At 71.6% G+C, this 12,295-nt stretch carries 10 protein-coding genes; all 10 read right to left on the bottom strand.

The window, feature by feature from the left end; genetic code table 11:
* Position 1: 1 nt before the first annotated feature.
* Positions 2-1,165 (bottom strand): CgeB family protein, encoded by a 1,164-nt coding sequence (locus tag KXR53_RS27840; RefSeq protein ID WP_437378566.1) that lies wholly within the window; start codon positions 1,163-1,165, stop codon positions 2-4.
* Complete coding sequence (locus tag KXR53_RS27845; RefSeq protein WP_437378567.1) at positions 1,162-2,259, bottom strand: CgeB family protein; 1,098 nt, start codon at positions 2,257-2,259, stop codon at positions 1,162-1,164. The genes KXR53_RS27840 and KXR53_RS27845 overlap by 4 nt, the downstream gene beginning before the upstream one ends.
* Positions 2,256-3,368, bottom strand: coding sequence for a CgeB family protein (locus KXR53_RS27850; RefSeq protein WP_437378568.1), 1,113 nt, complete (start codon positions 3,366-3,368; stop codon positions 2,256-2,258). The genes KXR53_RS27845 and KXR53_RS27850 overlap by 4 nt, the downstream gene beginning before the upstream one ends.
* The gene (locus KXR53_RS27855) at positions 3,365-4,486 is read right to left on the bottom strand and encodes a glycosyltransferase family 4 protein (protein WP_437378569.1); all 1,122 of its coding nucleotides are present in this window, start codon (positions 4,484-4,486) and stop codon (positions 3,365-3,367) included. Before KXR53_RS27855 ends, KXR53_RS27850 begins: the two co-directional genes overlap by 4 nt.
* Complete coding sequence (locus tag KXR53_RS27860) at positions 4,483-5,775, bottom strand: TIGR04295 family B12-binding domain-containing radical SAM protein (RefSeq protein WP_437378570.1); 1,293 nt, start codon at positions 5,773-5,775, stop codon at positions 4,483-4,485. The genes KXR53_RS27855 and KXR53_RS27860 overlap by 4 nt, the downstream gene beginning before the upstream one ends.
* Positions 5,772-6,884 carry an NAD-dependent epimerase/dehydratase family protein gene (locus tag KXR53_RS27865; protein ID WP_437378571.1) on the bottom strand — a complete coding sequence of 371 codons (1,113 nt, stop codon included), beginning with the start codon at positions 6,882-6,884 and terminating at the stop codon, positions 5,772-5,774. The genes KXR53_RS27860 and KXR53_RS27865 overlap by 4 nt, the downstream gene beginning before the upstream one ends.
* Complete coding sequence (locus KXR53_RS27870; protein ID WP_437378572.1) at positions 6,881-7,990, bottom strand: NAD-dependent epimerase/dehydratase family protein; 1,110 nt, start codon at positions 7,988-7,990, stop codon at positions 6,881-6,883. The genes KXR53_RS27865 and KXR53_RS27870 overlap by 4 nt, the downstream gene beginning before the upstream one ends.
* 195 nt (positions 7,991-8,185) lie before the next feature.
* Positions 8,186-9,949, bottom strand: a complete 1,764-nt coding sequence (locus KXR53_RS27875) for a hypothetical protein (protein WP_437378573.1) — start codon at positions 9,947-9,949, stop codon at positions 8,186-8,188.
* Between the two features lie 11 nt (positions 9,950-9,960).
* Positions 9,961-11,247: an NRAMP family divalent metal transporter gene (locus tag KXR53_RS27880; RefSeq protein WP_437378574.1), complete on the bottom strand. Its 1,287-nt coding sequence runs from the start codon at positions 11,245-11,247 to the stop codon at positions 9,961-9,963.
* Positions 11,244-11,789: a DUF4142 domain-containing protein gene (locus KXR53_RS27885; RefSeq protein WP_437378575.1), complete on the bottom strand. Its 546-nt coding sequence runs from the start codon at positions 11,787-11,789 to the stop codon at positions 11,244-11,246. The genes KXR53_RS27880 and KXR53_RS27885 overlap by 4 nt, the downstream gene beginning before the upstream one ends.
* Between the last annotated feature and the right edge of the window lie 506 nt (positions 11,790-12,295).

The raw sequence follows: 12,295 nt of genomic DNA on the forward strand, positions 1-12,295 counted from the left end.
GCTACCTCACCAGCCGGAGATGCGGGCGGGCCCCGCGATCTCGGCCCCGGCCGCCGCCGGTCGCGGCGGCGCGGCTGCGGCGCTGACCCGCCAGCTCGTCCACCCGTCGCCGCACCACCTCCTCCAGCTCCGCCGCACGGCGGTCGGAGGAATGCTCGGCCAGCACGCGCCGGCGCGCCGCCTCGCCGATGCGCAGCCGCTGCGGCTCGGGGCACCGGGTCAGCAGCTCGACGACGTCGCCACTGTCGCGGGCGAGGTAGATCTCGACCCCGGGGGTGAAGAAGGTGTCGATGCCGTCCCAATGATCGGAGATGACCGGCGTGCCGCAGGCGGCCGCTTCGAACAGCCGCACGCTCGGGCTGTAGCCGGCGCGGACCATGTCGGCGCGGGTGACGTTCAGGGTAAAACGGCAGGCGTTGTAGAAGTGGATATGGTCGCGCCCCGGCACATGGTCGATGTGGACGACATTGGCCGGCCAGCGGATGCTGCGCGGGAACTGCGCGCCGGCGACGACGAAGTGCAGCTGCGGCAGGGCCCGGGCCGGCTGCAGTAGCAGCCTCTCCAGCGCCGGCTGGCGGTCGGCGCTGTAGGTTCCGAGATAGCCCAGGTCGTAGCGCGCCGGTTCCTGCTCGGGCCGGTAATCCGCCGGGTCGACGGAACAGTACAGCGGATGCGTCGCCGCGGCGCCGTAGCGATGCACCAGATGCTCCAGAGTCGGGCCGCCGGTGAAGGACAGGTACAGGTCGAAGCCGGGGATGAGATGCGGTGACAGATACTCGAAATCGCCGCGCTCCAGCTTGGCCAGCGTCACCGGCGTGTCGATGTCGTAGAAGGCGGTCACCCCGGTGGCGACGCTCTGCACCCAGGCCGCCGCGGCGACGCCGTCCGTGACGTAGGATCCGACGATCACGACATCGGCCTCGGCCACCTCCGCGTGATGGGCGGTCAGCCCTTCCGGGCCGGAATACAGCTCCAGCCGGCAGAAATCTGGCTCCGGCAGGTCGCGGTTCTCGGCGTACCAGGGCTGATCGTGCTCCAGGAACAGGATGTCGTGGCCGCGCCGCGCCAGGGCGCGCAGCAGGGCCCGGTAGGTGGTGGCGTGGCCGTTGCCCCAGGAGGAGGAGAGGCTGAGACCGATGACGACGAGGCGGAGCGGGCGGTTCATGCGGCGGTCCTCTCGCGCTTTGCCGCGGCGGCCTCGCGCAGCAGCGCGTCGACCTGGGCGCCGCGATGAGCATATGTGTGCTCGGCCAGGATCCGCGCCCGGGCGGCGGCGCCGATGGCCTGCGACCGCCCGCGGTCCAGCGCCTGCAGATGGGCCGCAACCTCGGCGCCGTCGCGGGCGACCAGCACCTCGGCGTCGGGCGTCAGGAACAGCTCGATGCCTTCCCAGGCGTCGGTGATCAGGCAGCCGCCGGCGCCGGCGGCCTCGAACACCCGGGTGGCGGGCGAGAAGCCGGTCGCGGCCATGCTGTCGCGGGCGATGTTCAGCACCGCCAGCGGCGTGGCATTGAAGGCGTTGTGGTCGCCGGTGCCGACATGGCCGATCCAGCGCACGTTCCGCGGCATGGCGCGCCCCTCCCAGCCGGCGCCGCCGATCAGGAAACGGCGTTCGGGCAGCCGCGCCGCCGAGGCCAGGAAGAAGGCGGCCACCCGCGCCTCGCGGTCCGGCAGCCGGTTGCCCAGGAAGGCCAGGTCGCAGGCGAAGCGTGGGTCGGGCGGCGCCGGAAAATGCGTCTCAGGGTCCAGCGCGTTGTAGATCGGCACGCAGCGCCGGGCGCCGAACTCCTCATAGGCCGCGATGACCGGCGGGCCGCCGCCATAGGTCAGGACCAGGTCCAGCCCGGGCAGGGCCCGGCGCAGCGGATAGTCGGGGCCGCCGCGCTGCATCTCGGCCAGCGTCGCCGGCGCGTCGACATCCCAGAAGATCCGGATCGCATCGGGCCGCGCTGCCGCCATGGTGCCGTCCAGCAGCAGCTCGTCGAACACGCCGACGCCGCTCGCCTTCACCACAACGTCGGCCAGGGCGGCCTCGGCGATCACGTCGCGCGCGGCGTCCTCGCTCGCCGGATAGACGCAGACCTCGGCCCAGCCCGGCGGGTCGATGTCGCGATGCGCCTGCCGGTCGAAGGCGTCGGGCTCGTAGAAGGTGATCCGGTGGCCGCGGCCGGCCAGGTCGCGCAGCAGGCCGCGGTAATAGGTGGCGGCGCCGTTCCAGTAGGAGGACAAGAGGCTGGATCCGTAGAAGGCGATCCTCATGCGACGCTCTCCATCGGGATATCGGTGCGCAGCCGGGCCAGGATCGCCAGCAGCTCGCGCATGCGGTGGGCGCAGCCGTGCCGGGCGCGGATCGTCTCCAGCCCGCTTGCCGCCAGGCTGCGGCGCAGCTCCAGGTCGTCGCGCAGGGCGGCCAGGTGGCGGGTCATCTCGGCGCCGTCGCGCGCGACCAGATAGTCCTCGCCCGGCCGGAACAGGCCCTCGGTGTCGGGCCATGGCGAGCAGACCAGCGGGACGCCGCAGGCCAGCGCCTCGAACACGCGGATCGTCGGGATGCCCGGCAGCCGCTCGACATAGAAGCGGCGCGGCACATGCACCGTGGCCAGGGATCGGGCGAAGACCGCCGGCACCTCGGCATTGGCCAGCCAGCCGCGATAGCGCGCACCCTCCGCAGCGAGGCAGGCCAGCGCTTCTGGCGGATAGCGCACGCCGTGGATGTCGAGCGGCAGCCCGGCGGCACGGGCGGGGCGGATCAGGAAGGTCTCCAGCTCCGCGCTGCGCTCGTCGTCGCCCCAGTTGCCGATCCAGACCAGCCCGGCGCGCGGCCCATCCCCGGCCGGGGGCCGGAACAGCCGGGTGTCGGCGGCCTCGTGCCAGATGAAGGCGCGCCGGCCCCAGCCCCAGCGCCGGTAGACTTCGGCCAGGGCGGCGCCGAAGGCCAGCACGCCGTCATAGCCGTCAAGATCGAAGCGATGGATCGCCTCCGGGTCGCTGACGGCGCGGTGGTGGGTGTCGTGGAACAGGGCGGTGAACCGCGCCCCCCGGCCGCGCCGGCGGCCGACGGCGGCGACCAGCCAGGGGTCGTTCCATTCGTGGACGATGACCGCATCGGCGCCGTCCAGCGCGCGGTCCAGGTCGATGTCCGACCCGTAGGCGATCGAGGACAGCTCGGGATAGGCGGCCTGGTAGGCGGCGAGGGCCTGCTCGCCATGGTCGTGCAGCAGATTGGCCAGGCTCCAGGCGCCGGCCGGCTCGTAGACCGCGACCATGTGCCCGGCATGGACCAGCTCGCGCAGCACGCCGCGCAGAAAATGGGCGTTGCCGTGGTTCCAGCAGGAGCGCAGGGAATGGGTGAAGTAGACCAGCTTCATTCCGCCGCCTCCCGCGCGGGCCGCCGCGCCGCACTGGCAGTCAGGCCGCGATAGAGGCCGGCCATCCGGTCGGCCATGGCGGCGATGGTGTAGCGCGCCGCGCGCCGGCGCGCGGCCTCGCCCAGATGCTCCCGCAGGCCGCGGTCGCGCAGCAGCCGGTCAAGCGCGGCGGCGATCGCCGCCTCGTCGCGCGGCGGCACGAACACCGCGGCGTCGGCCCACAGCTCGCGGAAGGTCGGGATGTCGGACAGCACCAGGGCGCAACCGGCCTGGGCCGCCTCCAGCACCGCCAGGCCGAAGGGCTCGAACAAGGCGGTCGAGGCGAAGACCGGCCGGCGGGCCAGGCAGTCGCGCACCGCCTCGACGCCCAGCGTACCCAGGCACAGCGCGTGGCGCGGCGTGACGCTGGCGCCGTTCGGACCGGTCAGCGGGCCGGCCAGCAGCAGTCTGACGCCCAGACGCGCCGCGGCGCCGTCCAAGGCCCGGACGTTCTTGCCTTCGTCCCACAGCCGGCCGGCGCTGAACACGAACTCCGCCGGCCCGGCCGCCTCCGGCTCGGGCGGGGTGGTGCGGCCGTTCCAGACCGCATGGGGCAGGGCCGGCAGGCGGTACACCGACTGCGTTGCTCGGGCAAAGGCGCGGCTGGGCGCCACCACCGCATCGGCCGCGTGCAGGCCGCGGCGGACCAGCCCGGCCCGCCAGGCGAAATCCTCGGGCAGCGGCCCGGTCCGCACGGTGTCCCACCAAGTGGCGACGCAGGAATGGTGGACGGCGATGGTCGGCACCGGGAACACCGCTCGGGCGGCCAGGGCGGGGCTGTTCAACTGCACGATCTCGGCGCCGGTCTCGACCGCCAGCGCGGCGATCCGGCGGCCGGCTGCCTCGACCTCCTCCGGCCGCCCGGCCAGCCAGTCCAGCGGCAGCGCCGTCTCCACCAGCGTCAGCCCCGGCACCAGGCCGGCGGACCAGCGCTGGTCCTCGTCCGGCAGGGGCCCCAGAACCGCCAGCGTGGTCTCGATGCCGTGCCGGCGGGCGAGGGCCGCAGCGAGGTCCAGCGCATAGCACCAGACCCCGCCGACCGCGTCCGCCGTCATCAGCAGCCGGCGGGGGATGCTCACGCCGGGCCGCACGCTGCCTCCAAGTCTCTCAGGGGCAGGGGCCGTTCGTCCTGGATGTCGCTGAAATGGTCGAACTGGCGCAGATAGTGCTCATGCGCCCGCTCCCAGGCCCGGTCGTCGGGCTGGCCCCACAGGCGCCGGTAGTCGGGCGAGCTGGGATAGGGGTACAGCGGCACCGGGTCGTTGGCCCAGACGCCGTGGCGCTGCAGCCGGTCGCGCCAGGCGGCGATCATGTCGGGGTCGTCATCGGCGGTCTTGATCAGATTGGCCTGGACGAAGGGCACGCTGCGGCGGGCGTAGAGCAGCCGGTCGGCCAGCTCGTCGGTCGACATCCTGCAGTTCTTGGTCAAGAGGTCGCGGCCCTCGCGAGTCAGGCTCTCGACCCCGGCCTCGATCGACACGCAGCCGGCCCGGCCCAGCAGGTCCAGCATCTCCGGCTTCCACAGGTCGATGCGCATCTGCACGCCGAACTCGATCGGGCGATCGACCAGGGCCTCCAGCAGCGGCTTCTGCGGCAGGAAGATCTCGTCGACGAAGTAGAGATAGGTCACGCCCTGGGCGATCAGCCCGTCGATCTCCTCCAGCAGGAACGCCAGCTCGCGGCGTCGATAGGCGTCGCGGTACTCGTTCTTGGCGCAGAAGCTGCAGTGATAGGGGCAGCCGCGCGATGCCTCGACCTCGGCGCCGGGGCCGCGCGCCTCGGTGCCGAAGCGGTGATGGTGGTGGCCGTGGCGCCGGACCCACTCGTCGGGCCAGCGCAGCGCCGGATGGTCGGTGAAGCGGCTGGCGTTCAGACCGCCGTTCACGGTGACCGCGTCGCCGTGGCGGAAGGCGATCGACGGCACCCGGCGCAGGTCCGGGTCTTCGGCCAGCGCCGCCACCACCTCCTCGCATTCGCCGCGGACGACGATGTCGACATCGAGCTTGCGCAGCGTCGTGTCCGGCGTCACCGAGCCATGCGGGCCGACCGCGACGGTGCGGCCGCCGCGCCCGTCCAGCGCCAGGATGAACTCGCGCGGGATGCGCAGCTCGGGAGGGGCGCAGCGCCAGAACAGATAGGTCGGCGCGGTGGTCACCACGGTCATCTCCGGCCCGAAGGCCGCGGCCTGGTCGGCCAGGGCCTGCATCTCCGTGCCGCAGAGATGGCCGTCCAGCATCAGCACCTCGTGGCCGGCGGCCTCCAGCATCGCCTTGGAATAGCCGAGCTCGAGCGGCAGATGCGGTTCCCGGCACCCGAAATAGATGCTGTGCTCGTAGCGCCAGGGCGGATTGATCAGGGCGATCTTCACGGGACGGCCTCCGCTCGCTGTTCGCGGGGATGGGCGGTGAACGGGATGTCGGCCGGCAGGGGGTTGCGGCGCAGCCAGTCGGCCAGGCGCCGCAGCCCCTCGCGCCACGGCAGGGGCGCCGGCAGGCCGAGATCCCGATGGGCGCGGCCGATGTCGGAGACGTAGTAGCGCTGGTCGCCGGCCCGCCAGTCGCGGAACTCGACATTGACCGAACGACCGGTCAGCGTTTCGATCCGGCGGATCAGCTGCAGCAGGCTGACGGCGTTGGCCGGGCCCCCGCCCAGGTTGAAGGCCTGGCCGCGCACCGCTTCGATCCGGTTCCAGGCGGCGACATAGGCCTCGACCGCATCGTCGACGAACAGGATGTCGCGCACCTGGCGGCCGTCGCCGAAGATGGTGATGGGCTCGCCCGCCAAGGTGCGGATCAGGAAATGCGCGACCCAGCCCTGGTCCTCGGTGCCCATCTGGTGCGGGCCGTAGATGCAGCTCATGCGCAGCACCGCCGTGGGCAGGCCGAAGCTGCGGGCGTAGTCCAGCACATACTGGTCGGCCGCGCCCTTGGAGCAGCCATAGGGCGTGTGGAAGTCGAGGCGACGGTCCTCGCCGATGCCGCGGCCGCGGAGATCCGCGTCGGCCGGGCGATAGGCGTCCTCGGTCCGCTCCAGCCCGATGTCGGCCAGGTCGCCATAGACCTTGTTGGTGCTGGCGAAGACCAGCGGCGCGCGGGGATTGTGCCGGCGCAGCGCCTCCAGCAGGCGCAGCGTGCCCTCCACATTGACCGTGAAATCGGTCCGGGGATCGGCCAGACTGGTGGTCACGGCCACCTGGCCGGCCAGGTGAAACACCGCCTGCGCCTGCCGCACCGCGGCGCTTACGGCATCGCCGTCGCGCAGGTCTTCGATCACGACGGAGATCCGGCCGGGATGGGTCCGGCGCAGCCAGTCCAGGTTGCGCTCCACCCCCGGCCGCGCCAGCGCGTCCAGCACCAGCACAGGGTGGCCGTCGCGGGCCAGACGGTCGGCCAGGTTGCAGCCGATGAAGCCGGCCCCGCCGGTGACCAGCACGGGCCGCAGGCCGATCCTGGCGGGGGCGGACAGGGATCGTCTCATGCCACCAGCCCCCGCGATTCGAGCTCTTGGCGGGCCTCCGGCACCCGGTCTTCCGCCTGTTGGGCGGCGACCCATTCGGCCAGCTCGGCCAGGCCCTCGGCGAAATCCTTGGTCGCGGCGAAGCCCAGCTCCGCCCGCGCCTTGCCGATATCGGCGAAGCAGTGCCGCACATCGCCGGCCCGCGCCTTGCCGACCAGCTCCGGCTCCAGCTCCGGCCGGCCCATCGCCTCGGCCAACGCCTTTGCCGTCTCCAGCACCGTCCGCTCGCGCCCGCTGCCGACATTGAACACGCCGCCCGCCGCCTTCGGCTGCTCCAGCGCCAGGGCAAAGGCTTTGGCGACGTCGGAGACATGCACCAGGTCGCGGCGCTGCTGCCCGTCCTCGAACACCAGCGGCCGCTGGCCGTTCAGGATGCGCGAGGCGAAGATCGCCAGCACGCCGGTATAGGGGTTGGACAGCGCCTGGCCAGGACCATAGACGTTGAACATGCGCAGCGCCGCGGCCTCGATGCCGTAGGCGCCGGCGACAGTCAGCACCAGCCGCTCCTGGCAGTACTTGGTCAGGGCGTAGACCGAGGCCAGCATCTGCCGCTTCCACTCCGGCGTCGGCACCGGGATCAGCGGCCGGCCCTGCCGGTCCAGCGGGTCCCAGGAGCCGCCCGGCTGGCGCTCCGGCCGCATCACGTCCTCGACCGGCTCGCCCTCGACGGTGCGGTACAGCCCCTCGCCATAGACGCTCATCGAGGAGGCGACGACGATCCGGCGCACCGGATGCGCGATCAGCCGCTGCAGCAGGGTCGCGGTGCCCAGGTCGTTGACCGAGACGTAACGGTCGACCGCATACATGCTCTGCCCCACCCCGACCTCGGCGGCGAGATGGACGACGGCGTCGACGCCCTTCAGCGCCCGGGCGACGGCGACCTCGTCCCGCACGTCGCCGACCTGCAGCTCGACGTCCGGCAGCACGACGGATCCGCCGGCGCTGCCGTGCACCTGCTCCAGCAGATTGTCGAGGATGCGGATCCGGTGGCCGCGCCGCAGCAGGGCGTCGGCCACATGGCTGCCGATGAAGCCTTTGCCGCCGGTGATCAGGATGGTCTCTGCCATGGGTCGGCCTTCCTTTCGGATGTCGAACGCGGATGCCCGGCCGGGGCTGGTGCGAGATGCTGCATCCGGACCCGTTGCTGCTGCTGTCGCTGCGGCGTTTCGAGCGCGCAATCGGCGCTCTTCTCAGGGGCCAACGGGATGGGTACTTACCCGGTTCCACTTTCGGGCCCTGGCCGCGCTGCGGCCCGTGCCGCCTCACAGACCGGACAAAAATCCATGCAGGTGCCGGGCGTAGCGCGACACCTCGCGATCCAGCCGCCCCGCCTCGTCCAGGTCGTCCTCGGCATTGCGCGCCATGCTCCAGGATCCGAGCTGGAAGGCGGCGTAACAGGGGCGGAGGAGGCACAGCAGCTCAGGGTCGACCGGGCGCCCGGCCTCATGCTGGACCCGGGCCCGCAACTCGGCCTCCTCGTCGGGGGCGAGGTCGAACTCGATCGCGGCGCCAGCGACGTCCCACGCCAGGTCCTGGCAGCCGACCAGGTCGTGCGCCGCGCAATGGTCGAGGGCGTCGGTCTTGAGCAGGGTGCCGGTCCGGTCGACCAGCCATTCCCAGCGGTGCAGCCGATTGTCTGTCTCGATCCTGCGGATCCGGGCCTCCAGGTGGCCGGCGGCGCGGGCGAAGCGATCGAAGGCGCGGCCGGCCTCCTCCCCGAGCGCCTCGGAGGTGTTCTCGCACAGCATCTCGGCCAGGGTGGCCAGGCTGGCGCCGCTGTGTGCCGGCGCCGGGAAGCGGCGGGCGCGGAAGCCGAGATAGGCAGCGATCCGCCGCAGCAGGGCCGGGTGGTCGCGGGCGCCCGGATCGAGCGGCCGGGCGCCTTCGACCCAGCGCTCCACCAGGAAACCGCGCCGGCAGCCGATCGGCTCCGGGCTGAAGCCGGCTGCGTGCAGCGCCTGCGCCCGCCGCAGCTTGTCGCGCCCGTGGCGGCCCAGCCCGGCGAATTTCAGCAGGAAGCGGCCGCCGCCGGTGTCCAGGCGGAACTTGCGCCGCTCCTGCTGGCGATGGGCCGGTGGCCAGTGCGCCGGCGGCTGCCCGTGGCCGGCCCGCCAGCTGCCGGCGGAAAAATCCTCCAGCCGGCCCGCACCGCCGGCGAGATCCTCGACCCAGGCGCCGAGCGCATGCCACGGCTGCCGCGGGCTCAGCGCCAGCATGTCGAAATCGACCCAGTGCCGGACCGCGCTCCGCCATCGCTCGCGATGGGCCGGCGAGGCCTGCGGCCCGGGTTCGCCGCCGTGGCTCGGGAAGAACCGGATGCGGCCGCGGTCGACGCCGTGGGCCTCGAGATGATCCGCAGCCGCGCCGAAGGAGCTGCCGGACAGGCCCGGCCCCTCGTCGACGATTGCGAAGACCCCATGGGGGGCGCGCAGCAGTTCGGCCGTCAGGGCGGGATCGAGGGCGAGCTCGCGCCGGAACGGGTGGCCAACCGGCCGCACCGAAACCAGATCGTCCGCGCCGCAGGCTTCCGCCACCACGGCGGCGAGCGGCAAGCCGATGCTGCGGATACCGATCACCTTGAGCGGCCGGACCCCGGCCAGGGCGGACGCCGCCTCCAGATAGGCCTCTGGATACAGGGCGTAGAAGGCGAAGCCCTCGGCCAGACGGCAGCGGATCGCGGCCGGCAGCGGCAGCGCGGTCAGGACATCGATGCAGTGGCGCGGGGCCGGGTCCTCCGGACCGATCGGGAACCCCGCTGCCCAGGACCGACGGACGGCCGCTGCCAGGGCGACCAGCAGCGCGGTCGCTGCGGCGCGCAGGGGCGAGGGTGCATCCCGGCCGAGGGCGTCAAACTCGGCATCGATCGCGCCCTGCGCGAACTCCCCGGCCTCGATCAGGGCCTCGACCAGATGATCGTGGCGATCGATTCCGGAACGCGCGTCGCGGGCCCGGTCCAGCGCCGCCGCGACACGGCCGAGCTGCTGCAGTGGCTCCTCCATCCGTGCCCCGTCGCCGAACACGAACATGCGGCGGCGCCTCAGAGGAACCAGGTCGCCACCAGTCCCGCGCTGGCGGCGAAGATCACCCCGGTCGTCGCCCAGCCCAGGATGGCGATGCCGCGGCTGTTCACCTGGTCGCCCATGATCCGGCGGCTGCCGGTCATCAGCATGATCAGCAGCATCAGGGGCGGGGTGGAGAAGCCCTGGACGATTCCGGACCAGACCAGCGCCTTCATCGGGTTGAAGCCGAGGAAGTTCAGCCCCATCGCCACGAGGGTGAAGCCGATGATCGCCAAGTAGAACGCCTTCGCCTCGCCCGGGCGGGCGTGCAGGCTGTGCTTCCACCCGAAGGTCTGGGCCAGGTCGTAGGCGGCGCCCGTGGTCATCACCGGCACCGCCAGGAAGCCGACGCCGATGACGCCGGCGGCGAACAGGATGCCGGCGGCCTCGCCGGCCAGGGGGCGCAGCGCTTCCGCCGCCTGGGCGGCGGTGCTGATCTCGGTCTGCCCGGCCACGTGCAGCGTCGCCCCGGTCGACAGGATGATGAAGTACATGATCAGGTTCGAGAAGATCATGCCGACCAGCACATCGGCGCGGGTCCGGCGCAGCTCGGCATCGGTCGCCCCCCGGCGCTGGGCCAGGCTGCGGCGGCCCATCTGGATCTCCTCCTCCACCTCCTCGTTCGACTGCCAGGTGTAGAGATAGGCGGAAAGCGTGGTGCCGATCACGGCCACCAGCAGCGACAGGAACTCGGCGCTGAACTCGATCCGCGGCACCACCGTGCCGGCCAGGGTCGCCGCCAGGTCCGGCCGGGCCAGGATCGCCGCCCCGACATAGGCCAGCAGCGCCAGGGCCAGCCAGCGGAACACGTTGCGGATCAGCGCGTAGGAGCCCCAGATCTGCAGCGCCAGGATCGCCGCCGTGATCGTCACCACGATCCCGGCGAAGGGGACCGGCAGCAGGATGCCGATCGCCGCCGCCATGCCGCCGATATCGGCGGCGGCCTCGATGGTGTTGCCGATCAGCACGCCGATCAGCGCCGGATACAGCACCCAGCGCGGGAAGTGGTCGCGGATGACGTGGAACAGGCCGCGGCCCGAGACCTGGCCGAGCTTGGCGGAGAGATAGACCACCGCGAACATCATCGGCAGCGTCGCCGGGGCGGTCCACAGGAAGGACGGCCCCAGCGCGGCGCCGGCGCTGGCATAGGTGCCGATCGCCGAAGGGTCGTCGTCCGCCGCCCCGGTGATCAGGCCGAGCCCCAGCACCCGCAGCGGACCGCGCCGGGTTGCCTCCTGTCGCGTTGCAGCGGGTTCCGGCGTCAACGGGCGGCCTGCAGGCCCTTCTGCAGCTGCAGGGCCCGGTCCAGGTGGTGCTGGGTCATCGGCAGGCCGGCCTCCGCGATGGCCCGCAGCGACGGCTCCTCGGCCGTGGGCGCGTAATGCTGATAGACCTTCAGGGCCTCCTGATGGGCGGTGACCTGGCCGTTGACGTAGAGACGGTCGAAATCCGCGTCGGTCGCGCGTCGGAGCTGGTCGAGGATCTGCTGGTGCCGCAGGTCGATCCGCTTCGGCAGCGGGGTCGACAGGTCGTGGTCCTTCACCGCCTTGGTGATCTGCTCCCGCGATCGGGCGTGGTCGGCCGCCATGGTCTCGGCGAAAGCGCGGATTTCCGGGGACTGCGTCCGCTGCAGGGCGATCTTCGCGGCCTCGATCTCGAACATGTCGCTGCGCCCCGCCTGCTGCACGAAGAAGGCCGCATGCTGGCCCTCCGTGCCGGTCAGCACGCCGCCTTCCTGGGCCTGGGCGGCGCGGCCGAAGGGAAGGACCAGCACGGCCGCGAGCAGCAGGGCGGGGGCGATCCGCATCTCGACCTCGAGGCTGGTTCGAAGCTGCCTGGACAATGGGGCGCAGCGGGCCGGGGTTCCGGTCGGGCGACGGGCCGAGGGCCGCCGTCCGGCCCGACCGGGCCCGGGGCGGCTCGGACATCGGCCATCTATTACAAAGATGTTTCAACAAATATAGACAGCATTAATCGCTTTTGCTGAAGGAACGGCCTGACGCGGGGTTGAACCGTCTGCCATGTAGAGGTACTTTGATACGCTTGAGCAGTGCTGAGACCCAACAATAGGTAAAAATTTCGATACATACAGTGACAATTATCAGACAATCCTATAAATATGATTGTATATTGGTAATATAGTTAGTCGATCAATTACTTATTGCACTGCACCGTAAACGATGCCAAAAAGAAGAGGTGGCCTGCGGCCGACTAACCCTATCGCCAGGCGTGCAGCCTGCGAAGGGAATGGCGCTTCGACGCCATTGTGCCTGATCTGGGGCCAACCTGGACAGGAGGTCGCGATCATCGGCT

Source organism: Inquilinus limosus, from assembly GCF_051487185.1.
Classification (GTDB): domain Bacteria; phylum Pseudomonadota; class Alphaproteobacteria; order DSM-16000; family Inquilinaceae; genus Inquilinus; species Inquilinus limosus_F.